The sequence below is a fragment of the Peribacillus muralis genome (genome assembly GCF_001439925.1).
Classification (GTDB): Bacteria; Bacillota; Bacilli; order Bacillales; family DSM-1321; genus Peribacillus; species Peribacillus muralis.
In genome coordinates this window covers 260,369-286,721 of sequence record NZ_LMBV01000005.1, presented here as the reverse complement: position 1 = coordinate 286,721, position 26,353 = coordinate 260,369, and the positions used below count along the sequence as shown (strand labels likewise).

18 protein-coding genes and 1 other annotated feature are annotated in these 26,353 nt (G+C 42.4%); of the genes, 7 read left to right on the top strand and 11 right to left on the bottom strand.

Annotation, left to right across the window (positions count from 1 at the left end; genetic code table 11):
* Positions 1-60: 60 nt before the first annotated feature.
* Complete coding sequence (locus ASU00_RS09865) at positions 61-327, bottom strand: hypothetical protein (protein WP_057913276.1); 267 nt, start codon at positions 325-327, stop codon at positions 61-63.
* A gap of 756 nt (positions 328-1,083) precedes the next feature.
* Between ASU00_RS09865 and ASU00_RS09860 the strand changes: the two genes are divergently transcribed.
* On the top strand, positions 1,084-1,350 hold the full coding sequence (locus tag ASU00_RS09860; RefSeq protein WP_057913275.1) for a hypothetical protein: 267 nt from the start codon (positions 1,084-1,086) through the stop codon (positions 1,348-1,350).
* A 1,891-nt stretch (positions 1,351-3,241) separates the two neighbouring features.
* Here the strand turns inward: ASU00_RS09860 and tyrS are convergent.
* Positions 3,242-4,498, bottom strand: coding sequence for a tyrosine--tRNA ligase (gene tyrS, locus ASU00_RS09845; RefSeq protein ID WP_057913272.1), 1,257 nt, complete (start codon positions 4,496-4,498; stop codon positions 3,242-3,244).
* 66 nt (positions 4,499-4,564) lie between these two features.
* Positions 4,565-4,781: a binding site (T-box leader), on the bottom strand.
* A gap of 149 nt (positions 4,782-4,930) precedes the next feature.
* Between tyrS and ASU00_RS09840 the strand changes: the two genes are divergently transcribed.
* A complete protein-coding gene (locus tag ASU00_RS09840) occupies positions 4,931-7,921 on the top strand; it encodes a transglycosylase domain-containing protein (protein ID WP_082630229.1) in 2,991 nt (996 codons plus the stop codon).
* Between the two features lie 128 nt (positions 7,922-8,049).
* Here ASU00_RS09840 and acsA read toward each other — a convergent pair whose 3' ends face one another.
* Positions 8,050-9,768, bottom strand: a complete 1,719-nt coding sequence (gene acsA / locus ASU00_RS09835) for an acetate--CoA ligase (RefSeq protein ID WP_057913302.1) — start codon at positions 9,766-9,768, stop codon at positions 8,050-8,052.
* Between the two features lie 334 nt (positions 9,769-10,102).
* Between acsA and ASU00_RS09830 the strand changes: the two genes are divergently transcribed.
* From ASU00_RS09830 to ASU00_RS09820, 3 genes are read left to right on the top strand one after another with little or no spacing between them, the layout of a single operon-like run.
* Positions 10,103-10,735, top strand: coding sequence for a GNAT family N-acetyltransferase (locus ASU00_RS09830; RefSeq protein ID WP_057913271.1), 633 nt, complete (start codon positions 10,103-10,105; stop codon positions 10,733-10,735).
* A 24-nt stretch (positions 10,736-10,759) separates the two neighbouring features.
* On the top strand, positions 10,760-11,410 hold the full coding sequence (locus ASU00_RS09825) for an acetoin utilization AcuB family protein (RefSeq protein ID WP_057913270.1): 651 nt from the start codon (positions 10,760-10,762) through the stop codon (positions 11,408-11,410).
* Entirely contained in the window at positions 11,403-12,584 is a 1,182-nt protein-coding gene (locus tag ASU00_RS09820; protein WP_057913269.1) for an acetoin utilization protein AcuC, read from the top strand. Before ASU00_RS09825 ends, ASU00_RS09820 begins: the two co-directional genes overlap by 8 nt.
* On the opposite strand, the gene ASU00_RS25395 is transcribed toward ASU00_RS09820, so the two are convergent.
* The 3 genes from ASU00_RS25395 to ASU00_RS09810 form a co-directional block, all read right to left on the bottom strand.
* On the bottom strand, positions 12,561-12,722 hold the full coding sequence (locus ASU00_RS25395) for a hypothetical protein (RefSeq protein ID WP_161809720.1): 162 nt from the start codon (positions 12,720-12,722) through the stop codon (positions 12,561-12,563). The genes ASU00_RS09820 and ASU00_RS25395 overlap by 24 nt on opposite strands.
* Before the next feature lie 144 nt (positions 12,723-12,866).
* On the bottom strand, positions 12,867-13,871 hold the full coding sequence (gene ccpA, locus ASU00_RS09815; RefSeq protein WP_057913268.1) for a catabolite control protein A: 1,005 nt from the start codon (positions 13,869-13,871) through the stop codon (positions 12,867-12,869).
* Positions 13,872-14,254: 383 nt separating this feature from the next.
* The gene (locus ASU00_RS09810) at positions 14,255-15,331 is read right to left on the bottom strand and encodes a bifunctional 3-deoxy-7-phosphoheptulonate synthase/chorismate mutase (protein ID WP_057913267.1); all 1,077 of its coding nucleotides are present in this window, start codon (positions 15,329-15,331) and stop codon (positions 14,255-14,257) included.
* A 236-nt stretch (positions 15,332-15,567) separates the two neighbouring features.
* On the opposite strand from ASU00_RS09810, the gene ASU00_RS09805 reads away from it, so the two are divergent.
* On the top strand, positions 15,568-17,709 hold the full coding sequence (locus ASU00_RS09805; RefSeq protein WP_057913266.1) for a cell division FtsA domain-containing protein: 2,142 nt from the start codon (positions 15,568-15,570) through the stop codon (positions 17,707-17,709).
* A gap of 945 nt (positions 17,710-18,654) precedes the next feature.
* Here ASU00_RS09805 and ytxJ read toward each other — a convergent pair.
* From ytxJ to ASU00_RS09790, 3 genes are all read right to left on the bottom strand, one after another.
* Positions 18,655-18,981 carry a bacillithiol system redox-active protein YtxJ gene (gene ytxJ, locus ASU00_RS09800; protein ID WP_057913265.1) on the bottom strand — a complete coding sequence of 109 codons (327 nt, stop codon included), beginning with the start codon at positions 18,979-18,981 and terminating at the stop codon, positions 18,655-18,657.
* Between the two features lie 130 nt (positions 18,982-19,111).
* The gene (locus ASU00_RS09795) at positions 19,112-19,684 is read right to left on the bottom strand and encodes a YtxH domain-containing protein (RefSeq protein WP_057913264.1); all 573 of its coding nucleotides are present in this window, start codon (positions 19,682-19,684) and stop codon (positions 19,112-19,114) included.
* A 47-nt stretch (positions 19,685-19,731) separates the two neighbouring features.
* The gene (locus ASU00_RS09790; protein ID WP_057913263.1) at positions 19,732-20,241 is read right to left on the bottom strand and encodes a DUF948 domain-containing protein; all 510 of its coding nucleotides are present in this window, start codon (positions 20,239-20,241) and stop codon (positions 19,732-19,734) included.
* A 226-nt stretch (positions 20,242-20,467) separates the two neighbouring features.
* On the opposite strand from ASU00_RS09790, the gene ASU00_RS09785 reads away from it, so the two are divergent.
* Positions 20,468-21,580 carry an aminopeptidase gene (locus tag ASU00_RS09785; protein WP_057913262.1) on the top strand — a complete coding sequence of 371 codons (1,113 nt, stop codon included), beginning with the start codon at positions 20,468-20,470 and terminating at the stop codon, positions 21,578-21,580.
* A gap of 52 nt (positions 21,581-21,632) precedes the next feature.
* Here ASU00_RS09785 and murC read toward each other — a convergent pair whose 3' ends face one another.
* The gene (gene murC, locus ASU00_RS09780; protein WP_057913261.1) at positions 21,633-22,937 is read right to left on the bottom strand and encodes a UDP-N-acetylmuramate--L-alanine ligase; all 1,305 of its coding nucleotides are present in this window, start codon (positions 22,935-22,937) and stop codon (positions 21,633-21,635) included.
* A 395-nt stretch (positions 22,938-23,332) separates the two neighbouring features.
* Positions 23,333-26,182 (bottom strand): DNA translocase FtsK, encoded by a 2,850-nt coding sequence (locus ASU00_RS09775; protein ID WP_413783515.1) that lies wholly within the window; start codon positions 26,180-26,182, stop codon positions 23,333-23,335.
* Positions 26,183-26,353: the final 171 nt, after the last annotated feature.

Genomic DNA, 26,353 nt, shown 5'->3' with positions numbered 1-26,353 from the left:
TTGAAGATCGAATTAGGAATACAGCTTAAGATTTAACCTTTTAGTGTCCAAAATATTGACTCAAATCCAATATTCCATTTTACCCTTAAGTTTTACACTTACGCCACTACTATCATAAACATGAATTGTAAAATAGTTGTCAGATCCCCAACTAGTCATATTAACTGTACCTGTCGCAGAAGTTTTTGTTGAGGTATAACTTCCTATCGAGAGTTGATGTGTCATATTAAATGTAAAATTTTTAGTAGCTGCTAAAGCTGTAATATTTGGCGATAAAATAATAATGGATATAATTAATATCCCTATAGCTTTATATACTTTTCCCATAATTATCCACTACTGTTATTTTTTTTATTTTTTTCAAATATGTACATGTACAGTACAATAGTACTATTAACAGATATATATTTCAACTCTTTATTATAATGAATTAATATAATAACCCCTTATTAGGTATACTTCTCCGTAGAATACAATAGTATTCCCAGCAATTTTACGCTTATATTTTTTTAGAAAATAACCCTTAAAAGGGTCTTTGGTATTACGTAATACTTTTTAAAATAGTACAACCCTCTCTCATAAGAGAAGGGCTCCGAAAAACTATTACTGTTAGAGACGTGAAAGAAATTGAAGAAAAACACAATAAATATAAATAAGTCGTGGGTTATAATCTAGCAACTGAAGATGAAGTGCACTAACATAGCTCCCAGTGGAAGAAACTGAATAAGCCTATAGTGAAATTCAAATTAGCTGAAAGTTTGCTATATGATGTACTATTAAGTTGCTGAAACAGTAGGTGTTGTAGATTTAGTGAAGCCTAAACCTATATTAATGCCAGGTTGGCCAGTAGTTTTCCATATGAGGAGAGGGGTGTTAGTACCAAAAAAAACAATGGAAAAGCTGTTTCCAAAGCAGAAGTATCAGGTCATCCAATTTATAGAAAATACTCTATGAAGGGAAGCAAAAGAAATGATATTTACTTCCGTTACGATTATAAAGGCTTAGCTTATGCTTACAAACCAATTGGTGTTGATATAAAATATAAACATTATTACAAATAATAAAAGAATTGGTGATTCTATTTTGAGTAATCCTAAAAGTACAGCGAAAATTTTGATAGTATATAATGCCATTTCTTTAGGGATTATTCTATTAATTCAAGTATCAGCTCCTTCAATTGGGAAAGCTTTATTAAATTCGAAAATAGAATTCACAAATGAAGATGCAGCCTATTGGGTTGCAAGATCTATTGAAGTAGATACTGTGCAAGGTTTTTGCTTATTATTTGGTTTATTAAACATTAGTTTAATTGCAGTTGCAGTCAATCATTTATTAAGAGGAAAAAATTAATTAATTATTAACGCGTTATAAACGTCGTACTGCCCTGTAAATGTTAGACACCAAACTAACCTTTACAGGGTGTTTTTATATGGTCTAAGACGTTAAACATAATCTTCAATCATTACTCATTTTTTGAATGTAAGAAAGAAATGGGAAAAGTACTTATAAGGACGGCGCAGATTTCAAAATTAAATCGTACTCTTTAGAGAAGCAGATGTTGTCACTTCCTAAAAGTAGCAACATCTGCTTTTCTTATTAGCCTTTTAAAATTTAAACATGCTGATTCAGTCTCTTTTCCGATGATAGAATCTAGTGATTCAAGGCTTTTTTAAGCCCGTCTTATCAATTATTTTCCCATCCAGACGAAGGAATTTATAGCCACTGTTGCTTATTGAGCCTCTAACGGGAGGAGTATCCTAATCCACAAACTGCTCATGGGATCTACCCTGTTGCACTTTGTTAATAGCTATTCAAAAAACGCTAGAAACATTGATTTCAATGTTTCTAGCGTTTTTTCTTTTTCTCTAATAACCTATTAAATTGGGTTTGGAGTAACTTATTAAGATTGTGGGCAGACGCTTATTTTACGTTCTCTTGAAATAGGGGAACTTTTTTAAGTGTAAACATGATCGTGAGTCTTAATTATTTAATACAGAAATCGGAAGATAATTAAACAATATTAATAATGATTGGTTATTCTACGAACAAAAGTGAATTCTCAAGGGAACATAAAAACGAAGATCGTTTCTCATAACGTTCAAGGATATTACTCTGATATTGAAGAATGGAGTAAACATAATCATGTATAAGTGCGCATTCTACAAGTTAATGGATAAATTGTATTTTGACATGGACTTTAGACTAATTAAATATAGTGAATAAATCCCACAACAAACTAATATTTTTAGGTATTATATGATATTTTAGCATCATTAGGTTATATATAAAAAGGAGGACTATCTATGAAAAAAATAGTTAGTATAGTAACACTTATAGTCTTATACTTGTTTGTTTTAATAACGCATAGTTATACCTTAGAATACGATTCTATATTTTATTTATCAAGTTCCTTATTCATCTTCTCTTTAATTTTTATATTTTTCTTAAAAACTAAAGAAAAGATAAATATATTTATTTTAATTGCATTCTTAAATGTCTCAGCAATTTATTTAACAGTAAATTTTCTTATAGGCATAATTCTTTTTTTAGCTTTCATTATGATTTTATGTTTTTCTATCTATTCTTATATAAGTAAATAGTACCATAAAAATCGAAAATTATATAAATTTTCTGAATATTCATTCCCCATTTTACCTATTTTATGGTAGGTTTATATATGTACATGTACATATATTAAATAAGAAAGGTATGAAGGCGATGACTCCCTCTTTTTTATAGTAGTTTTATCTACAGTTTTCTTATTAGTCTTTTCAAATTTAAACATGCTGATTCAGCCTCTTTTCCGAAGATATAATTCAAGGTTAAAAACTCCCAATATTTTCGGTAAAAGAAATGCTTTGTTTACCGCCCTTTAAAAACTCCTTGTATCTACCCCTTTTGTTAAAAAAATTTCCGTATAATACGATTAAATTAACCAAAGGAGAGGTAAATAAATGAAATTATTAACTGGCACGATAGCATTGTCTGTATCTTTTATGCTATTTATTTATTTGTATGGTTTAAAGGCTGAATCTTCTATTAAATACAATGAAACATTTTATACGTTTCCGGCACTCCTATTTTTGATAGCATTATTTTGTTTTGTATCATTGATGGTGAAAAATAACAAAAACTGACCAGCTCCGATTGTCCATTCACTATCATGTATATTCTAGCCCATCAATCAAATACTCTTTTGCGCAGTAAAGCCCGGCTGTCACTCAGCCGGGCTTCACTAAACTCATTTCACTAATGTGTATTTCTTCTTGCCGCGACGAACGAGAATGAACTCTCCCTCGATCTTGGCAGCTTCCGTCACTACATACTGCAGATCCGTCACTTTTTCTCCATTGATGGAGATGGCTCCGTTTTGGATATCTTCACGGGCTTGGCGCTTCGATGGGGAGATTTTCGCTTCGACGATCAACTCGACCAAACCGATATCTTCCTTGCTTTCACGTTTGAAGCTTGGGACATCTTTAAAGCCCAACTTGATTTCCGCTGCACTTAAATTCTTTACTTCACCGCTGAATAGCGCAGCCGAGATCTTGATTGCTTGATCAAGGGCTTCCTGACCATGAATCAAACGGGTCATCTCTTCGCCCAACGTTTTTTGCGCTTTGCGAAGATGCGGTTCAGACTGTACGGATTGCTCTAACTCTTCAATCGTTTCGCGAGATAGGAATGTGAAGAACTTCAAGTATTTCACGACATCTGCATCAGCTGTATTGATCCAGAACTGGTAAAATTCGTACGGGGTCGTCTTTTCCGGGTCAAGCCAGATTGCTCCGCCTTCCGTTTTACCAAATTTCGTACCATCCGCTTTCGTTACGAGTGGAATCGTCATTCCGTATGCTTTTGCTTCCTCTTCATTCGATTTCCGAATCACTTCAAGGCCTGTCGTAATATTGCCCCATTGGTCACTTCCGCCAATTTGTAATTTACAGTTGTAATTGCTGTATAAATGCCCGAAATCAATTCCTTGTAAAAGCGTATACGTGAATTCAGTAAACGAAATCCCCGTTTCCAGGCGTGAAGCAACTGTATCTTTTGCCAAAATGTAGTTAATGCCAATGTATTTCCCATAATCACGCAAGAAGGTGACGAGATCGATTTTACCCAACCAGTCATAGTTATTGACCATGACTGCACCATTTTCACCGTCAAATTCAAAGATATGTGATAGCTGCCCTTTTATGCAGTCGGCATTATAAAGCACTTTTTCCAGTGTTTGCAGCTGGCGTTCCTCTTTTTTACCGCTCGGATCACCGATTAGTCCAGTCGCGCCCCCTACTAGCACAAGAGGACGATGGCCGTGCTGCTGGAAACGGCGTAATGTCAAGAATGGCAATAGATGACCGATGTGCATACTATCGGCAGTTGGATCTACACCGCAGTATAAAGAAATTTTCTCTTTTTCCAATAGGTCTTTAAAGCCCTTTTCATCCGTTTGTTGATAAATAATCCCTCTCCACTCGAGGTCTTTAAGCAATTCCATGTAATATTCCTCCTCCATCTATAGAAAACCTCCGCAAAAGCACACAAAAACGCCCCTTCATAAATATGAAGGGACGAATAAATTCGCGGTACCACCCAACTTGAGGACATACTACGCCCTCCGCTCGAAGACGAATAACGGTCGTCAACCGTTCCCTGCTACTATCATTTCACAGCAAATGCTCCAGGAAGTAATTCATCAAACCATTTGTACCGATTTCCACTAACCACCGGCTCTCTAAAACAGGGATAGTCTGACTACTGGGTCCTATCATCGCGATCAATTCATTCTTTTATAGTTGTTAATAAACTTTTATCATACATAGGATTGCTTGTCAACATCACCCATACAGATTCCAGAAAAATAAGAAAGATGACCTTTCGCCTACATGTTATATGCTATAATATATGTGATTTCAGGGGGTATGATACGATGAATAATAATCAAAAAGATAGATTACGAACGGCATGGAAGCAGCTGACCCGTTTTTTCCAAAATGAAAAGACGCAAAAAAATGCGCGGGTCACCTACCAAGTCATTTGGAATTTAACGCTGATCGTCATTATTGTCGGGATTTTAGGATTCTCATTCGCTGGCGGCGTCGGAGCCGGCTATTTCGCTGCCCTCGTCAAAGATGAGCCCGTACGCTCCAAGGAAGATTTAAAGAAAGACATCTACAATTATGAAGAGACCTCTGAAGTATACTTTGCCAATAACGTTTACTTGGGCAAGCTTAAGAGTGACCTCGAGCGTGAAGAAGTGTCGATCGATAAAGTTTCGGAGCATCTTAAACATGCGGTCATTGCAACGGAAGATGAGTATTTTTATGAACATGACGGAGTTGTCCCGAAGGCTATCCTGCGTGCCATTTACCAGGAATTTTCAAATGCAACCGTTCAATCTGGAGGAAGTACTTTAACACAGCAGCTCATCAAAAACCAGGTACTCACGAACGAAGTATCATTTGACCGGAAGGCAAAGGAAATCCTGCTTGCACTCCGGGTAGAGAAATTTTTTGAAAAAGAAGAAATACTGGAAACCTACCTAAACGTCTCCACTTTGGGAAGGAATTCCTCCGGTCAGAACATTGCTGGTGTCGAGTCGGCTGCTGAAGGTATTTTTGGCGTGGAGGCCAAAGACCTGTCACTGCCCCAATCCGCGTTTATCGCTGGATTGCCGCAAAGTCCATTTGGTTATACACCATATACGCAGCAAGGGAAATTGAAAGATAATCAACAGCCTGGCATCAACAGGATGAAAACCGTTTTAAAACGGATGTACAGTAACGGATACATAACAAAGGACGAGTATGATCAAGCAAAAGGGTACGATATAACAAAAGACTTTATCGGAAAAACGGAGATGCCATCCGAGAAGTACCCATGGCTCACCTATGAAATTGAAAAACGCTCCATTGAAATCCTTTCTGTCAGTCTAGCAAAAGAAGATGGTTATGAAGAAAAAGATTTAGAGAATGATGATTTAAAAAATCAATATGTAGCACTTGCCGATCGTAAGCTTCGACAAAATGGCTATAAGGTTTATACGACGGTCAATAAAAAGATCTATGACAAGATGCAGGAAGTAACGAAGAACTATCCGAGCTTCGGATACGATAAACCGGCACAAGTCGTCGACCCGGATACGAAGGAAACGAAAACCGTGAGCCAGCCCGTGGAGGCCGGAGCTATCCTTATCGAAAATAAAACAGGGAAAATTATCAGTTTCGTTGGCGGCCGCGATTTCAAGCGGGAACAAACGAACCATGCCACCTCATCATTGCGCTCAAACGGGTCAACGATGAAGCCATTGCTTGTATATGGCCCAGGGATCGAGCTAGGTAAAATCTCGCCTGGCAGCGTATCGGCCAACGTGCCGATTTCCATTGGAGCTTGGAGTCCAGGAAACTATGGCGGCGGCAGCTTTACTGGAGTATCGACTGCCCGTGAGGCCCTGAAGAAATCATACAATATCCCGGCGGCGCTCTTTTACAAAAAGATAATCAACCTGAGACCTGCTTCGTATTTGGAGAAAATGGGCTTCTCCACCGTGACGAAAGGCGATTACTCCAACCTTTCCATGTCATTGGGTGCCATGGACAGAGGTGTAACCGTTGAAGAAAACGTCAATGCGTTTGGCACCTTTGCCAATTCGGGGGAATTCATCGATGCTTATATGATCGATAAAATCGTTTCGAAGGATGGCAAGGTCATCTATCAGCATAAAGTGAAACCAGTGGATGTTTTCTCTCCACAAGCCGCTTACCTGACGCTTGACATGATGCGTGATGTCGTAAACAGCGGGACGGCGGCCTCGGTCAGGAACCGCCTGGCCTTCTCAAGCGATTGGGCCGGTAAAACCGGTACTTCACAAAATTATTGGGACGCTTGGTTCGTAGCCACCAATCCGACTGTATCGTTCGGGACATGGCTCGGTTATGACAAGCCAGCATCCTTGCAAGGGACGTACAATGGTCTGGAATATAATAAACGCAATATCTATTATTGGGCAGATTTAATCAACGCCGCCTACAAGGTCGAACCGAAGCTCATCGATTCCGATAAACGGTTCCAAATGCCTGGCGGAATCGTCAGCCGTTCCTTCTGTGGCGTTTCCGGACTGCTGCCTTCAAGTTCGTGCCAAAAGGCCGGACTTGTCAAATCGGATTTATTCATCTCCAAGTATGCGCCATCCAAGGCGGATAATAGTTTCATCGATGGACAATATGTTTCAGTCGGCAGCAAGCGCTATGCCGCCCTTCCGCAAACACCTGACGAATTCACGAGCGGTGGGTTCATGCTCAATCCAGATTCGTTCGCAGATATAGGATTGCAATATGTGATTGACCCGGGCTCCATTATTCCTGGGGACAAAAAAGAAGGGGAAGTCGTCGCGACGAAAGCGAAATTGAATGATAATGGCAAAGCGCCCGATCCCCTTTCCATCTCCATGAGTAATGATAAGATTACATGGGGACTGCATCACGAAGGTGATGTTGTCGGCTATCGTGTCTATAAAGACGGCAAAAAAGTGGCGAGCATCAATGCTGGATCAGAGCTTGTTTACAAAATCGGTTCAGGCGGCTCCTATTACGTAACGGCCGTTGATATAGTCGGGAAAGAATCAGCTCCATCGAAGCATGTCGAAAGCGAAGCTAAAAAGAAAATAGCCAAAGAAGCTTCGACCAAAAATAAAGAGAATCGCACAAAAGATAAACCTGTAAACGAAGAGAAAAAACCGGAACGAAAAGAAGAGAATCAAACATCAGATACAGATAAAGAAAAAGATAATAATAAACAACAAGAACAAAACCAGGATCAAAGCAAAGACACGGCAGAGAAAGACGATTCGATTAATAACAACAAAGAATCGGGCAATGATAAAGACACAGAAGCTACTAACGCGGAAGAAGAGGAAGAATGACACTCTTCTAAACAGGCTGGCGGGATAAAACCCGCCAGCCTGTTTTTTTTATCAACACGACAAAAAAGGCATCCATGCGCTCAACATGGATGCCTTTTTACTCTTCATTTTAAATCAGGAGTTGCGTCTCAATCCTCCATCGATGATAAATCGCCAGTTGGCAAATCAAGTTCCCAAGCTTTCAAGACGCGTCGCATGATTTTACCGCTTCTCGTTTTAGGAAGCTTGTCCCTAAATTCAATTTCGCGTGGCGCCGCATGCGCTGCAAGGCCATTCTTGACAAATTGCCGAATTTCTTCTATAAGCTCATCGTTAGCATCGTATCCGTCACGAAGGGCAATAAACGCTTTAATGATTTCGCCCCGGACCGGATCCGGCTTCCCGATGACTCCCGCTTCGGCTACGGCTGGATGCTCGACCAGCTTGCTTTCCACCTCGAATGGCCCTACTCGTTCCCCTGCCGTCATGATGACATCATCAACACGGCCTTGGAACCAGAAGTATCCTTCTTCATCCATATAAGCGGAATCCCCGGACACATACCAATCACCAGGCATGAAGTAAGATTCATATTTTGATTGATTATTCCAGACAGTTTTCATCATGGAAGGCCAGCCTTTCTTAATGGCCAAATTCCCCATTCGATGCGGTGGAAGCTCATTTCCTTGATCATCGACTATCGCCGCTTTCACGCCAGGTATCGGTTTTCCCATGGAGCCCGGCTTGATTTCCAGGCAAGGATAGTTACAGATGACCTGGGCGCCCGTCTCCGTCATCCACCATGTATCATGGATGCGATGATTGAAAACCTTCATTCCCCAGCGGACCACCTCCGGATTCAACGGCTCACCGACACTCAGGACATGGCGGAGGGCACTCAAATCGAATCGCTTAACGATTTCGTCACCTGCCCCCATCAGCATCCGAAAGGCAGTGGGTGCACTGTACCAAACCGTGACACCAAAGTCCTGTAAGGTTTTGTACCAGGATTCAGGCTTGAATCGCCCGCCTACGATAACATTCGAGGTTCCTGTCAGCCATGGTCCAAAAATGCCGTAAGACGTCCCTGTCACCCATCCAGGATCGGCTGTGCACCAATACACGTCCTCCTCCTGCAAATCGAGGACCCATTTTGCCGTTTGGTAATGCTGGATCATCGCGTTGTGAACGTGAAGCACTCCTTTAGGTTTTCCAGTCGAACCGGATGTATAGTGCAGGATCAACCCGTCATTACGGTCCACCCATTCAATGTCGAAGGTAGTGTCGGCCTCTTTTAACTTTTTATTGAAGTGATAATAATTTCCTTCTTCTTTTATATTCTCGCCAACTAGGAAAATATGCTTCAAGTGCGGCAATTCATCGACCGGGACGCGTGGCAAAAGTTCCGGCGTCGTTACGATCACAGTTGCTTCACTATCTTCGAGACGATCCCTGATCGCGCCTTCCATGAAGGCCTCGAACAACGGCCCGACCACCGCTCCCGTTTTTATCGCACCGAGCAAGGCAAAGTAAAGCTCCGGGGAGCGTGGCATGAAGATGAAGACACGGTCGCCTTTTTCGACATTGGCAATGTTCTTGAACACATTGGCCGCCTGGTTCGAATACTCTTTCATTTCCTTGAATGTATATTTTTCCTTTCTATTATCGTCTTTATAATAAAGGGCTATTTTGTTTTTCCTGTATGTTTCGGCATGGCGATCAATGGCTTCATATGCTAAATTCACCTTACCCGTTTCGGACCAGGAGAATTCCTTTTCCGTCTCTGACCAGTCAAACCCCTTGTATGTTTCATCGTAATTCTTTAAATTGAAATTACCTTCCACTACTGGCAACGCTTTCACATTCATACGACAAGTTCCCCCTTCTTTCGTCTCTATATACTCATTATAGTATAAAGGGGTAATTATCTCAATTTTTAAAATAATGACTTTTTCCATAATAGGGAAAACCCTTTGATGAAAGCTTGCAAATGCGAGCACTATATTGTTGGCAACAAGACGGGTATAATGATGCTAACGGGGAGAGGTGCTGTAACAAAAGATTCATAATCGCCTTGAACTTTCTGAATGAAGCTATGTATAATTTTAAGGTACACTTCCATTTGCTCGGTTTTTAAGCATCGCGCCTTATACTTCGAAAACGAAGAGTATAAGAGTACTATTTTACAAGGATGGTGAAGGAATGGAATATAACAAAACCTTTTATGCCAAGGAACTGCAGACATTGAGCGGAACCCTCATCATCGAGGGCCCGTTGAATGGGGAACGAATGTCGGCTTATGAGTTTCATGAAGACTTGGTCGCCTTTCGCCCGCCTGCTTTGCAGCATAAAGCGTTAATAGAGATTGCAGGCTTGCCTGAGGGCAGGATTTTTATCGCACGTGAACAAGAAACCATCGTTGGTTATGTAACCTATTTGTATCCGGATCCTTTGGAACGGTGGTCGGAAATCGAAATGAAGGACCTGATTGAGCTAGGGGCAATCGAGGTCATCCCAAAATTCCGGGGTGCCTCCGTCGGGAAGAACTTGATTCGCCTTTCGATGGAAGACGATTCGGTGGAAGACTTCATCACCATCACCACTGAATACTATTGGCACTGGGACTTAAAAGGAACAGGGCTTAATATTTGGGAGTACCGCAAGATCATGGAAAAAATGATGAGCGCCGGGGGCTTGGTCTACTTTGCAACCGATGATCCGGAAATCAGCTCCCACCCAGCCAACTGCCTGATGGCCCGCATTGGGAAGAGAGTGCCGCCAGATTCGATCCAGAAATTCGACCAATTGCGTTTTATGAATCGGTATATGTACTAAAGAGGCGAAAGAGAGGGAAGGAAAATGATCGTTGAAAAAATAATGAATGAGGATATTATCACCCTCACTCCAGCGGATACAATCCACAGCGCTGTCTTGCTCATCAAGGAGAAACGGATTCGCCACATTCCTATTGTCGATGATCGCTTTCAACTTGTGGGGTTAGTCAGTGACCGGGACATACGGGATGCTGTGCCTTCGATATTCAACACCGCAGAATACAAAAATGATTTACAAAAACCACTATCAAGCATCATGAAAACGGATTTAATCACAGGGCACCCGCTCGATTTTGTCGAAGAAATCGGGGCTGTATTTTGTGAAAACAGCATCAGCTGCCTCCCAATCGTCAAAGAAAGGAAATTAGTAGGCATCATAACAGGCTCTGACTTGCTTCAGTCATTCGTTGAATTGACGGGTGTCAACCAGCCTGGTTCCCAAATTGAAATCAAAATCCCGAATAAGGCAGGTACCCTTCACGATATTGCCCACATTTTCAAACGGCGCAATTCCAATATCCTTAGTACCCTAGTTTATCCGGAAAAAGATGGGACAGACTATAAAATTTTGGTCATCCGTGTACAGACGATGAATCCATTTATGGTGGTGGAGGATTTGAAGCAGGAAGGCTATACCGTTTTATGGCCGAGTTTACCGGGGACTTCCCATGAATGATACATCCCTTTTCGTCTATTCGGAGGAACTTCTTGCCTACAAATTCAATGATGAGCATCCATTCAATCAAAAACGGCTTTCGCTCACGCTTGATTTGCTGAAAAAACACCATGCCATTCGTGATGATCAAATAATCAAGCCAAGAATGGCCACGGATGAAGAATTGGAACTGATTCACGATCGTCATTATGTAAACGCTGTCAGATTGGCAGGTGAGGGAAAACTCCCTATGGAAAAAGCCGTGAATTATGGACTGGGGACAGAGGATACCCCCATCTTCCCCAACATGCATGAAGCGAGCGCCTTGCTTGTAGGCGGTACTTTGACGGCCGTGGATGCGGTCATGACCGGACAGTCGCTGCACGCACTCAATCTTGGCGGCGGCCTGCATCACGGCTTTCGTGGCAAAGCTTCGGGATTTTGCATTTATAATGATAGTTCAGTCGCGATTAAATATTTGCAAAAAAAATATGGGGCACGCGTCCTTTATGTCGATACGGATGCCCACCACGGCGACGGTGTCCAATGGTCATTTTATGACGATCCGGATGTATGTACACTTTCCATTCATGAAACGGGACGCTACTTATTTCCCGGTACAGGCAATATTAACGAACGGGGACAAGGAAAAGGCTATGGCTTCTCCTTCAACATCCCTGTCGATGCATTCACGGAGGATGAGTCCTGGCTCGAATGCTATAAAGCTGCCTTTGAAGAGATCATTGAATACTTCAAACCGGATGTCATCTTAACGCAAAACGGAGCGGACTCCCATTATTACGATCCACTCACCCACTTATCAGCGACAATGAAGATTTACCGGGAGATACCGAAGCTTGCCCATGAACTGGCCCATAGGCATTGCAATGGCCGCTGGATTGCCGTAGGTGGCGGAGGGTATGATATATGGCGCGTCGTCCCGAGGGCTTGGTCGAGGGTATGGCTTGAAATGACGGAGAATGACCTTTCAGGTCCCCTTTCAAAAGAATGGCTTAATAGCTGGCAGCCTGAGTCTCCTGTACCACTTCCGCAGGAATGGGATGACATGGAGGATATTTACGAACCGATTCCAAGGAAGCCTGAAATTACCGAAAAAAATGCCTTAACCCTTGAAAAGGCACTCTACCCTATCCGGTCTTCCAAGCAAACATCAACAACCAATGAACATAGCTAACGAGTGGGTACGGAATGTTTTAATTCCTACCCCATTAATGAAATCCGAATCACGGGAGACACAGGCGGAACAAGGCAATGATTGGCTCCCCAACACCCCGCGGAAAGCGAGCGCCTGCAGTGCAATGGAACGGTCCAAGTACTGATTCTCCAAACTTTGAGGAACCGGAATTCCATCTTCATGTTCACGCACAGTGGAATGAAACGGAAATTGTACAGATCACAAAAATGCAGGCAATTAGTCCAACAAAAAGAGAGCGCCCTTTAGGACGCTCTCTTAAGCTTATTTCGTTGATTGACGCTCTTCAATCCTGTGTGGCAGGATCACTTTCTCATGTCCTTCCTCCACTTGTTCTTTATTCATCAACTTTGTCAAAAGCCTCATCGCCACCGCACCAATATCATATAACGGTTGAACGATCGTAGTGATTTGCGGACGTACCATCAAAGTCAATCTGGTATTGTCAAAACTGATCACTTCAAAATCTTCCGGCACATTATATCCTTTATCCTGGGCGGCATGTACGATCCCAAGCGCCATTTCATCACCGCCGACGATGAACGCCGTCGGTTTCTCCCCAGTTTCAAGGAACTTTTCAAAAGACTCAATGCCTGAATCATATGTATAATCGCCTTCGACAATATAGCGTTCATCAAATGTTAGGCCTGCTTCCTTCAAACCTCGCTTATAACCAGCCAATTTCTTCTCATCGATCAGCACAGAAAGGTTTCCGCTTACAAATGCAATATGCTTATGGCCTTTTTGGGCGAAAAATGTTACTGCGTCGAATGCTGCCGCCTCATAATCAATATTGACGGATGGAACTTGTCCGCTTTCATCGACGGAACCTGCCAGAACGATTGGTACCGGCGAGTTCTTAAACTCCTTAACATGCTCATCGGTTATGTTCCCACCCATGAAGACGATACCATCCACTTGCTTTCCAAGCATCGTATTCAACAAATGGAATTCTTTATCTATATTCTCATCGGAACTGCTTAAAATGATATTGTATTTATACATAGTCGCTATGTCTTCTATCCCTCTTGCCAATTCGGCAAAAAAGATGCTCGAGATATCCGGTATGATGACCCCGACCGTAGTCGTCTTCTTGCTGGCAAGACCCCTTGCCACTGCGTTTGGACGATATCCAAGCCTCTCAATCACATCCGATACTTTCTTTCTCGTAGCTGGTTTTACATTTGGATTCCCGTTAACTACGCGGGAAACGGTGGCCATGGAGACATTCGCCTCACGCGCCACATCATAAATGGTTATATTATTCATTCATCCATTCCTCCATTTCTTTCATTTTTCCCATAAAACACCCGAATTATTTCAGGAAAAATTCTTTTATACGTTTTTCCTCTATAAGGAAGATTATTTTAGGAACGATCTGCCTAAGAAAAATGCAGTCCTACTCTCTTCTCAGCCAAAAATTCAATACTCTTTTTCAAGTATAAAAGTTCACATAGATATCACTTTATGTATGACCAATTTTCCGAACAGTTCTCATTCTTGTTATTTATCATACGATAGTCGAATCTTTCCTGCAATCCAATAGTGCTTATTTCAATGTTTTTTCTGCAAAAACAAGCATTTTACCATTAAAAAAAGCCCTTGCCAAGGAGGTAAGGGCCATAAGTAAATATTTTCAGGACTTTTCCAGCTTATACTGTTACCCAGTTCAAACGTTTAATTTCATCGTAAAATGCATCAAATTGTTTGAAGTCCATTTGCTGTGCAGAGTCCGATAAAGCAACTGAAGGATCTGGATGCACTTCTGCCATTACACCGTCAGCACCAATCGCAAGGGCCGCTTTAGCTGTTGGAAGCAATAAATCGCGACGTCCAGTAGAATGCGTTACATCAACCATGACCGGTAAGTGAGTTTCTTGTTTTAAGATAGGCACGGCCGAGATGTCAAGTGTGTTCCTTGTTGCTTTTTCATACGTACGGATACCGCGTTCACATAGGATGATGTTGCCATTGCCCTGCGACATGATGTATTCCGCTGCATGAATGAATTCTTCAATCGTTGCAGCCAGTCCACGTTTTAATAGTACTGGTTTATTTACGGCACCTGCCGCTTTTAACAAATCGAAATTCTGCATGTTACGTGCGCCGATTTGGATGACATCAATATGATCGATCGCCGCTTCAATATCGTTAGCGCTCACGATTTCACTGATAACAGCCAAGCCGTACTCATCTGCAACACGTTTAAGTATTTGCAAGCCTTCCAAACCAAGGCCTTGGAAATCATATGGAGAAGTACGTGGCTTAAATGCACCGCCGCGCATCAATTTCAAACCTTTAGCTTTGATGACTTCGGCTACAGCAGCCGTTTGTTCATAAGATTCAACGGCACATGGTCCAAAGACGAAGCTCGGAATCCCGTTACCGACCAATTCACCCTTAATGTCAATGATCGTGTCTTCAGCTTTTTGCTTTCTAGATACAAGAAGCGTTTTCTTCTGATCATCTTTTTGAAGCTCCAAGCCCAATTTGAAGATTTCTTTGAAAATATGTTTAATTGACCCAAGATCAAGCGGTCCTTGGTGATTCGCTTCAATCAGATCAAGCATTGTTCTTTCACGGACCGGATCGTAACGGTTTACACCTTGTTTTTCTTTGACGCGACCAATTTCCTGTACAAGTTCAGCACGCTGATTAATAAGATGTAATAACTGAAGGTTCACATCATCCAGTTGATTACGAAGACCATCAAGTTCTTTGTTGCTCATTACAAATCCATCCCTTCGTTTTTTAAAATGAAAATCGGCTCAGAATCATACCCTAAAGTCTCTTCTGAATCTTCGATTGGACATACCGATTATTTTATCAATGAAAATTTTAGAATATTTCATGTATAATAAAATCAATTATAATGCATGCATCCCAAAATGTCACTAACTTTTTCTTTATTAGTTAAACGCTTTTAAGCATTAAAGTTATAAATATATAGAAGTAGGTGTTACCCATGCAGGAAAAACTTTTTGCGTTAGACATTGGAACACGATCCGTTGTAGGAATTATATTGGAAAAAGAACAGGGATGCTATAAAATCGTCGATATTCTTTCTCAGGAACATTCCGAGAGGGCGATGCTTGATGGACAGATTCACGATATCCTAGCCGTCTCCAAAGTCATTTCCAATATAAAAAAACAACTGGAACACATACACGGCCCGTTAAAAAAAGTATCCGTAGCTGCAGCAGGAAGGGCATTGAAAACCGAGCGGGCGGATATGGCCATCAAGATTGGCGGGAAACCGATCTTGAAGCGTGAAGATGTTCTCCATCTCGAATTCAGCGCCGTCCAGAAAGCACAGAGCATCGTGGCCAAGCAAAAAAACTCCCAATCCACCTATTATTGTGTTGGGTATTCCGTTTTATACTACCAACTTGATGGACAGGAAATAGGTAGTCTACTCGATCAGAGTGGTGAAGAAGCAACCGCTGAAATCATCGCAACCTTCCTGCCGAAGGTTGTCGTGGAATCATTGCTGGCAGCCTTAAAAAGAGCGGAATTGGAAATGCAGGCACTTACCCTGGAACCGATAGCGGCCATCAATGTGCTCATACCGGCATCGATGCGACGCTTGAACGTCGCTTTGGTCGATGTCGGCGCAGGAACATCGGACATCGCCCTGACGGATTCAGGCACTGTCATTGCCTATGGGATGGTGCCGATTGCCGGAGATGAAATAACCGAATCGATCAGTGACCATCTGCTCCTTGATTTCCCACTTGCCGAACAGGCAAAAAGGGATTTGACGAGTCATGAACAAATAAAGGTTACCGATATTCTTGGCAATGCCTATGAATACTCGAGTGCAGAAATCATCAATACGATCCATCCTGCACTCGATCGTTTGGCTGAGAGCATTAGCTCGGAGATTCTATCGTTGAATAACGCAAAATCCCCAAAGGCCGTCATGCTGGTCGGGGGCGGCAGCCAAACGCCGGAGCTTCCTCGGTTATTGGCCCAAAAACTGAACCTTCCCGAGAACAGGGTGGCCATTCGCAGCATCGACGCTATCCAGAATCTTGAAATTTCCGATACGATTCAAAAAGGACCAGAGTTGGTCACTCCCATCGGCATCGCGATTGCAGCCGATCAAAACCCGATTCAATATATAAGCGTTACCGTTGACGGCCGCCCCATCCGTCTGTTCGATATGGAACACACAAACGTTGGGGATTGCCTGCTTACGGCCGGGATACGGATGAGTGACCTCTACGGGAAACCTGGCATGGCCAAAATCGTCCATATCAACGGCCACCAAATCACGCTTTCGGGACAGCAAGGAGAGAAATCACTGATTACTTTAAATGGTGCGGAAGCCTCTTTAGACACAGAAGTGAAAAACGAGGACATCATCACGACGACCAAAGGAGCTGACGGTTCCCCTCCCCATACGCGAATACGCGATTTGCTTGATGGCCGAATCAGCAGAACCGTCACGGTCAATGAAGTGGAGTATATCATACCAGCTTCCATATTCAGGAATGGCGAAGCGGTATCAGGCGATGAATTTGTCGAGGATCATGATCAAATCATCTGCCGCATGCCGGAATCGATCCAAGAAATGCTTAAAGAGATTCAAATGCTCGATCTGCTTACAAATCTCGAACCATATACAATCCGTTTGAATGGACAAGAAATGCAAATTCGCGCATTCACTGGCAATATCACTAAAAATGGCCTGGAAACGAAACCTGCTTACTCCTTTAATGATGGGGATGAAATTGTCATCACACCAATATCACAGCCTACATTAAGAGATATCTCTAAAGAATTGAAAATAAAGCAGTTCTGCTCCATACCGGTTTTCTTTGAAGAAGATCAAATCGTCCCATCCCGGAAACTGGCCGAGTTCCGGAGAGATGGAGTTCATTTGGATGAAAATGAGAGGATTTTTACAGGTGACTCACTGACCGTCAGTGAACTAAAGCCGGAACCGTTCATTTTTCAAGACATTTTCCTTCATGTCGATATCGACATCCCCACCAAGGGAAATAAACGGTTCACCCTCATCAAAAATGAACAAGAAACGACCTTTCAAGATCCGATTTCCCCTGGAGATCGGTTGAAAATCCATTGGCCAGCCACCGTATGAGTGGCGACATAATATTACCAGGACCAAGAAATTGGTCCTTTGTAACGAACATAGAAACAATTAGTTGATGCTGTCTCTAAATGCGCGAGGCGGCATCTTTTTGTTCTAGTCAAACGTGAATGGTAAAGGGTTGGCGACACTCCCACTAAAAGAGTGCTAGGCCAAATACCGACCGCCGGATAAGCTAAGCACCTGCAGTGCAATGAAACGATTGAGCTCCAATTCCTCCAAATCTGCCGGCAATGGAACCATCTTCATGTTCACGTTTAGTGGAATGGAATGGCCTAAGGTACACTGGCTTTGAGGAGCTTCTCAAAAAAATTTGCGCTTTTCACACGCGATTAGGGGCATTTCTCGTCAAAATCTTAAATGCGGCCCGGATTCTCCATAGAATTACTGCTTTCTTTCACCATATCGGGGATTTAATCGCGAGTTCGGCGGTTTTACTCGTGAATTTTGTGCTTTTATTCGTGAAATTTGTGCTTTTATTCGTGAATTTCGCGTTTTTATTCGTGAATTTGGAGACTTTACTCGTGAGTTTGGGATTCTGCCGAATTTATCCATTTCACTTGTCAGATTCGGGCTTTTGCTAAGCGAGTTCAGGCTTTGCTACTAATTTGAGGAGTTTCTCATAGAAATTGCGCTTTTCAGATGTTTTTTGTACCGTTTCTGACAATCGGGATCCGTTTTCACGCAAAGTGGAGTGGAACAAGGGTGCGTCACCCCTGCGGGAAATGCGCGTCTACGTGAGAAAGCAAGGGGAGGCTCACGGACCGCCTCTATAAAGCTAAGTGCCCGCAGTGCAACGAAACGGTCGAAGTCCATAACATCCCAAACTCTGAGCAAAAGAAATTCTATCTAAAAAAAAGGACCCTACAAGATAGACTTTTTCATAGGGTCTATTCTATAGGGTACTTTTTTATTTTTTATTTTCGCCCTTATCCATCATTCAGTGATTGCCTTGCTCAATGAATCATATGTAATTCGCCAATGAGATTCATTCCACACCGGTTTTCCCTTTTTAAAAAGGATGGCTTGGGGTGATTGATGCTTGATATCGAAGGTTTCTGCCACATGATTGGAAAGCGGGCGAGCCCCCTGAACGGATAAATAGGCCGTCTTAAGCTGTTCATTTGCTGCAATATACTTTTCGTATTGTTCATACGCTTCAGCACTGACCGGGCAAGTTACACTATGCTTGAATAAAAGGAATGTATCCTCTTTTACTAGCTCATTGAATTGTTCTTCTGTTTCGATTTTGGATATGGTCATCATTTTAGTCCCCTTTCCTTGGCTCTATGAATTGTATCATCAAAAAGGCGATGAAGCCATCGGAGCACTTCACCGCCTTATTATTGTACCGTTGCCTCTTCACCCTTGAAGGGATGAAAGAGTTTGGAGATTATTTCTTTAATTTATTCTCCGTTTCATCAAACGCCTTTTTCGCTTCATCAAGTTTCAATTTCGCGGTGTTTTTGTTGCCACTTGTAGGATCGGCAGGTTTGTTTTCAGCATCATTGCCGTTCACAAAATTGGTTTCGACAGAAACGATTGGAGAATCGGACGTTCCCGTTACATCAATATCCTTGTTGCTCGAATTTGTCGTATCATCAGCCGCGTCACCGTTTTCTTTTACCGACTTTAAGCTTTTCACTTTATTGACGATATCGGATGACTTATTAGAAACGATTTCCGTAACGGAAGTTGTTTTTTCTTTGGCAGTATCAGCAAGAACCGTGCCTTTTTCCATTGCCGTTTGTCTTAATTTTTCGGTTTTCTCGGTTATGTTTTTAGCTTGTTCATTGAAATCATTCCTTAATTCCTTGCCTGTTTTCGGAGCCATGAACAATGCTGTTGCCGCTCCGATCATCCCGCCGATCAAGGCGCCAATCATAAAGTCTTTCGAATTGATTGAGTCGCGTTCGTCCTCATACGTTTTTTGATAGTCCTTTGTCGGATATTCTTTTTGAGTCATAATACATTCCCCTCTCAATTTTCGGATTATTTTTGATTAACTAGATTTTATGATCTAGAACGTAAAAACCTTTTTTTAGGCAGGTCATCTGTTTCCAGTTCTATCCGTTCCAGCTCTGCTCTTTCGGCTGGAGACGGGGCGGCCTGCTTGCTTCTAGCCTTCCATTTGTCCCGGATCTCTAAAGCTACGTTACTCCATTGAACAATTTGTGAAATTCTTTCTTGGTTATTATCAATCTCAGCCTGAACTTTATTGGAAACCTTTTGGACTGAAGAATTAAAGCTAGAGATGGATGTCCCTACATCCTTCACAGCATCAACCACTGAGTTCAGGTTTTCTGACTTATGCTGCAGATCTTCAGCCAACGTATTCGTTTTATGTAATAGCTGAGTAGTTTCGAGCGTGATGCCCTGCATTTGGCTCTCAAGCCCTGTCAGCGTCCGGGCCACACTGTCCAGGGTGGCTTGCAGTGATGTCAGTACCTTCGTTAGGAAAATAACAAGGACCAAGAAAGCGATTGCTGCAACGGCAGCACTTACGTATAAAATAATCTCCATTGGAACACCTCCGAAAAATCGACTTATTTATTGACTGATAGTTCTTAATTACCCCTTCCCCATCCATTATAAACGTATTTATTTTTTCAATATACCCTACCAAACCCTAATCTGGAAATATTGTTGTCTACATCCAGTTCCTTCATTGAAATCTATATGGACACTTATGGCAGGAAATCGGGTATGATAGTAAGATAAGTCGAATTTAAACAATGGAGGTATTTTTATGAAAGATCCCAGAATTAAAACTTTGGCCAAAAACTTAATCAATTATTCAGTGAAGCTTCAAAAAGGTGAAAAAATCTTGATCGAAAACTTTGGGTTGCAGCGTGAACTTGTTAATGCCCTTGTGAATGAAGCCTATGAAGCAGGTGGTTACCCATTCGTCCTTTTAAAGGACCACCAAGTGGATCGTGCCCTGCTGGTGGGTGCCAAAGAAGAACAATACAAGATGATGGGTGAGTTTGAAGCAAATGTAATGAGCCAGATGGATGCTTATATCGGGCTTCGCGCCGGGGATAATATCAATGAACAATCCGATGTTCCTCCAGAGAAGATGGCCATCCATGGACAAACAGTCGGCAAAGTACATAGAAATATCCGCGTGCCAAAAACGAAATGGGTCGTGCTTCGCTACCCAACAAATTCCATGGCCCAGTTGGCCAAAATGAGTACAGAAGCTTTCGAAGATTTTTATTTCGAAGTCTGTAACCTCGACTATGGCAAAATGAGCTCAGCCATGGACAGCCTTGTTGAATTGATGGATAAGACGGATAAGGTCCGCATTACCGGGCCCGGGACGGACCTAACCTTCTCCATCAAAGACATTAAAGCCATTAAATGTGCAGGTGAGCTGAACATTCCTGACGGTGAAGTATATACAGCTCCTGTGAAGGATAGCATCAATGGAGTGATTTCGTATAATACTCCGTCACCATATCAGGGTTTTACGTTTGAAAACGTGAAGTTGACCTTCAAAGATGGAAAAATCGTTGAAGCGATTGCCAATGATACACAGCGCATCAACAAAATTTTTGACACGGATGAGGGCGCAAGATATGTCGGTGAATTTGCAATTGGTGTAAATCCTTATATTCTACACCCGATGCAAGATATCCTCTTTGATGAAAAAATTGATGGAAGTTTTCATTTCACTCCGGGACAATGCTATGATGATGCCTTTAATGGCAACCACTCGGACATCCACTGGGATCTGGTCAATATTCAACGCCCGGAATACGGCGGAGGGGAAATCCACTTCGATGATGTCTTGATCCGAAAGGACGGGCGCTTTGTTTTACCTGAACTGGAAGATTTAAATCCAGAAAATTTAAAATAAACAGCATCAAAAAAACGATCGACCCCGCTCAGGGATCGATCGTTTTTCTTTTTTATTTCACCTGCAGTGAATGCTCGTAGGCTGCTTGGAACTTTTGAATGTCCCCCGCGCCCATGAATAACACGACACTGTTTTCATGATTTTGCAATATTGAAGTGGAGTTTTCCGTAATCAGCTCGGCACCAGGAATTTTCTCTTGAAGGTCTTCGATCGATAATTTCCCTTGGTTTTCGCGAGCAGAACCAAAAATTTCACATAAGTATACTTTGTCGGCCAAATTCAAACTATCGGCGAATTCATCCAGAAATGCTTGCGTTCTTGAGAAAGTATGCGGCTGGAATACAGCTACAACTTGACGCTCTGGATATTTTTGACGTGCTGAGTCAACAGTTGCCGAAATTTCAGTCGGATGGTGCGCATAATCATCAATGATGATCTGGCTTCCAATTTCCTTTTCGGAGAACCGGCGCTTCACTCCGCCAAAAGTCAGCAATTGGGCTTTCACGGCTTCCGTATCCAAGTTTTCATATTTACAAAGTGCAATAACACCAAGTGCATTCAACACATTATGCTTTCCAAAAGTAGGAATGGAGAATGTATCATAGTAAGTGTTCCTTACATGCACATCAAAAGTAGTGCCATCCGGAGTGACGGAAACGTTTTTCGCTTGAAAATCATTTCCTTCTGCAAATCCGTAAAAAATAACTGGTACTTTTGCCTGAATATGTGGTAAATGTTCATCATCGCCGCACGCAATAATGCCTTTGTTGACTTGAAGGGCCATCGATTGGAAGGCCTCGAACACATCTTCGACATTGGCGTAATAATCTGGATGATCAAAATCAATATTCGTCATAATCGCATAATCCGGATAATAAGAAAGGAAATGACGGCGATATTCACATGCTTCGAAAGCGAAGTAATCTGAATTCACGATCCCTTTACCTGTTCCATCCCCAATCAAAAAGGATGTCGGTTTAACTCCGCCCATTACATGGGCCAGCAAGCCGGTCGTCGATGTTTTACCATGCGCTCCCGTAACAGCCACACTAATATAGTTTTTCATGAAATCACCAAGGAAACGGTGATAACGGATGATCGGCAAATCAAGCTCCTTTGCCTTGACGATTTCCGGATGAGTATCCGGGAACGCATTCCCTGCAATGATGGTCATTCCAGGTTGTATATTTTCCTCATTGAAAGGAAGGATTTTAATCCCGGCTTTTTCTAATGCCAATTGTGTAAAAAATTCTTTTTCATAGTCGGAACCTTGCACTTCAATATTCATATCATGCAGTATTTGTGCAAGTGCACTCATACCCGACCCTTTAATTCCCACAAAATGGTAAGCAGTCATAAAGCGAACCTCCACCAATCGTCTACCTGTACGACAGTATATGACGTCATCTTTTATTTGTTTTTTTCATTACGAGACTTGTCAGAAACGCAATCTCTTCATAGGTTTTTTATCAATCATTATCAACAAAAAACTATTATATCACTTTTTTATTCATTCATCCATGTCAGGCAGATGCCAATTTATCAAAACATTGGGTTTTCCTTCAATTAAGGGGATAACGACAGCTTTAATCCCTTCACATTATATACAATTTCCTTTTAATCGGTTCTTTTAAATAGGTTGTTTTCGATACTTTGTTGCTACTCACCAAGTAATGCGTTGTTGTTGATTTCCTCTTCAATCAACCGTAAATAGTTGCGTATCATAAACAACAATCTTTACGAAAAGAGGCTTTAATTAACATGTAAAAATTCCAGTTCTTCCTCAGTGATCAATACGTCCCTCGGTCTTGATCCTCGGGATTCAGAAACGACCCCTTGTTTCTCCATCATTTCTATCAGGCGTGATGCACGGTTATAACCGACTCGAAAGCGCCTTTGGACACTCGATGCTGATGCAGCCTGCTGGCTCACGACAAATTCACATGCCTCAAAAAACAGTTCGTCCGCATCCTCCGTGACCTGTGCTACTTTCAGCAAATCTTCCTGCTCGAAAAGATATTTCGGTTGCTGCTCCAGCTTAACATGATTGACGACTTGGTCGATTTCTTCATCGCTGACAAACGTCCCCTGCAGGCGCACCGTTTTTGAAGAACCGTTTTCGGCGAAAAGCATATCTCCTCTTCCAAGCAATTTTTCCGCTCCGCCGCTATCGATGATCGTGCGGGAATCGACTTGTGAAGATACGGAAAAAGCGATCCTAGTCGGGATATTCGCCTTGATCAAACCGGTTATCACATCTACCGAAGGCCTCTGTGTTGCCACAATCAAGTGTATCCCACAGGCGCGGGCCTTTTGAGCAATCCGGCAAATCGCTTCCTCAACATCAGCCGGTGACATCATCATCAGATCCGCAAGCTCGTCGATGATCACCAGAATATAAGGCAGCTTATTGGCATATTGACCGGCTTTCTCCGCTTGGTCATTGAAGCGGCTGATATCACGGACGCCTGCATGCACAAACAATTCATAGCGTCGTTCCATCTCCTCTACCGCCCATTTAAGCGCAGCCGTGGCTGCCTTCACATCGGTTATGACAGGACTGACCAAATGCGGGATTCGATTATATGGAGCAAGCTCGACCATTTTCGGATCGATTAACAGCAATTTCAGCTCCTGCGGTGTCGCTTTATACAGCAAGCTGACCAGCATCGTATTGATGCAGACACTTTTCCCCGATCCGGTTTGGCCGGCAATCAACCCGTGCGGCATCTTTCTCAGATCTGTGATGATCGGCTGTCCGGATATATCGAGCCCCAAAGCCACCGTAAGCGGTGATTCGTGCTCTTGGAATTCAGTGCTCTCCAAAACCTCACGCAAGAATACAGGCTTGCTTTTCCTGTTCGGAATCTCGATGCCAATTGTATGTTTACCTGGAATCGGTGCTTCCATCCTCATATCTTGGGCGGCAAGGCTTAATTTGATGTCATCCATTAGATTCGTCACCTTATTCACCTTGACGCCCGGTTCAGGATGCACCTCGAAACGCGTTACTGCCGGTCCTTGGGTTACATTGACAACCTTGGCCCTGACATTGAAATTTTTCAACGTTTCATCCAGTAATGATGTCTGTTCCTCAAGCCACTCATCATCATGCACAGCATAAGTAGGAGGTGTCAGCAGCCCGATATCGGGAAACACATAGTACGGATTATCATCGACTTCCACTGCACCAAAAAACCCCTCTGCTTCGCTCGGTGCGGCTTGTGCTCCGGTGTTTGATAAAGCTGCTTCTTGCTTGCACATTTGCGAAATGGGAGTTTCTTCGCTGTGACTTTCAAGGACAGGACTCGAACCGATATCGGGAGCACCGGCTTCTTCTGGGGCGGCAAACGTTCCGAAAGCGGTTTTAGCCTCCTCCGAATGTGAAGGTTCATGAATGACCGGATCGGCCTTCCTGGATACATCCTGGTTTTCCTCAGGCTTCATTTCGGGAATAGCTGGTGTTGCTTGGCTTACTTCCGCATTCATTAAAGGATCCTGCTTGTATGATCCTACTGCCCTTTCCGAATCAAGGCTTTTTTTTTCCGATTTCATTTTATTGATGAACTCGTTTTTTTCCCGATCTTGCTTTAGCATCATCACATTAAACGGCATATGCTTTTTCGGACGTTTAGGCTGTTCTTCCTGAATCGCTGCTGGTTCGCTTTTTGGATCAGTTTCTCGATCATCGACCGATTGAATGGCTCCTACACTATCAGCTTCCCGAGGAATTGCCAAGACTTCAGGGGTTGCCTCATGAGCCTCCTCCAAGATGGATACCGCAACCTCCCGTCCAAAATCAACCTGTTCCGATACATCCTCGCTTGTTTCCAATGCAGGCTTGCCTAATGCTTCTTCGGGCTGGGCCGTGATCGCTTGTTTACGAAAAAAAGCGGGTACCTCCGATTCTTCCGCTTTTTCATACGTTTGTTCTGGGATAAGAACGGCAGGTTCTTCCGTCTTTTCCTCATTGAAAGCTTCCTTGGCAATTTCAGCATTTAACATTGGAATATCTTTAACAAGGTCTTCTTTTTTAAGAACAGGGAGCTTGCTTTCCAATTCATACTCGACAATTTCCTCAGAAGCGATTATCTTTTTTTCCGGACGACGAAAACCATAAATGGGTGAAGGAATTTCCGTTGGTCGGAATGGTGTATTCGACGGGACGATTTTAGCTTGTTGCTCCCGGTCGACGCTTCTCAATTTTGGCTTTGAGTCGCGCTCGGAGCTTCTTCTCTTTGGTTCTGTATCTCTTACTGGCCTTCTCGCTTCTTTCTTCCTGTCTCCTTGCTTTTGTTCGCGATTCTCCTGTTTTCTTTCCCTGGGATTCCTTTTGTTTTGTTCCTGGTCAGGAATGAGCGGAAACTTGAATTGCCCTTTTGGATATTGAAACAGGATTTTCGTGTCCGGATCCACCGTCTGGGACATTTTTTCCACTGTTTGGTTGTATACTTTTATTTCTTCCTTCTTTGCCTTGGCAACCTTCGAAAAATCCATATTTCTTAATGTTTCTTCATCAAGTGGTTCATCTATGATTATTTCTTCGATTTCAATAATTTCTTCTGCTTGGAACCATTTTTTCATCTTATTTAGCCATTTCAAACCTATCACTCTTTCTACATCTATAGTTATGTAACTAATTCTACCAGTTATTTTAAAAATATCGAGAAAATTTAAGCTAAATTGGAATTTCCATCTACTTTTTTATCCGATTCGTAACAGACTCTGCGTATTTCCCCTAACTATCCTATTAAACCCCTTTTAAAAAGAGTT

Bases quoted from the DNA above. Each gene is read 5' to 3' on its own strand.
- tyrS (WP_057913272.1), bottom strand. From the start codon at position 4,498: ATGGAATTGCTTAAAGACCTCGAGTGGAGAGGGATTATTTATCAACAA.
- ASU00_RS09785 (WP_057913262.1), top strand. From the start codon at position 20,468: ATGAAAGATCCCAGAATTAAAACTTTGGCCAAAAACTTAATCAATTAT.
- ASU00_RS09805 (WP_057913266.1), top strand. From the start codon at position 15,568: ATGCAGGAAAAACTTTTTGCGTTAGACATTGGAACACGATCCGTTGTA.
- murC (WP_057913261.1), bottom strand. From the start codon at position 22,937: ATGACTGCTTACCATTTTGTGGGAATTAAAGGGTCGGGTATGAGTGCA.
- ASU00_RS09830 (WP_057913271.1), top strand. From the start codon at position 10,103: ATGGAATATAACAAAACCTTTTATGCCAAGGAACTGCAGACATTGAGC.
- ASU00_RS09820 (WP_057913269.1), top strand. From the start codon at position 11,403: ATGAATGATACATCCCTTTTCGTCTATTCGGAGGAACTTCTTGCCTAC.
- acsA (WP_057913302.1), bottom strand. From the start codon at position 9,768: ATGAATGTGAAAGCGTTGCCAGTAGTGGAAGGTAATTTCAATTTAAAG.
- ASU00_RS09825 (WP_057913270.1), top strand. From the start codon at position 10,760: ATGATCGTTGAAAAAATAATGAATGAGGATATTATCACCCTCACTCCA.
- ASU00_RS09865 (WP_057913276.1), bottom strand. From the start codon at position 327: ATGGGAAAAGTATATAAAGCTATAGGGATATTAATTATATCCATTATT.
- ASU00_RS09840 (WP_082630229.1), top strand. From the start codon at position 4,931: ATGAATAATAATCAAAAAGATAGATTACGAACGGCATGGAAGCAGCTG.
- ASU00_RS09790 (WP_057913263.1), bottom strand. From the start codon at position 20,241: ATGGAGATTATTTTATACGTAAGTGCTGCCGTTGCAGCAATCGCTTTC.
- ytxJ (WP_057913265.1), bottom strand. From the start codon at position 18,981: ATGACCATATCCAAAATCGAAACAGAAGAACAATTCAATGAGCTAGTA.
- ASU00_RS09810 (WP_057913267.1), bottom strand. From the start codon at position 15,331: ATGAGCAACAAAGAACTTGATGGTCTTCGTAATCAACTGGATGATGTG.
- ccpA (WP_057913268.1), bottom strand. From the start codon at position 13,871: ATGAATAATATAACCATTTATGATGTGGCGCGTGAGGCGAATGTCTCC.
- ASU00_RS09795 (WP_057913264.1), bottom strand. From the start codon at position 19,684: ATGACTCAAAAAGAATATCCGACAAAGGACTATCAAAAAACGTATGAG.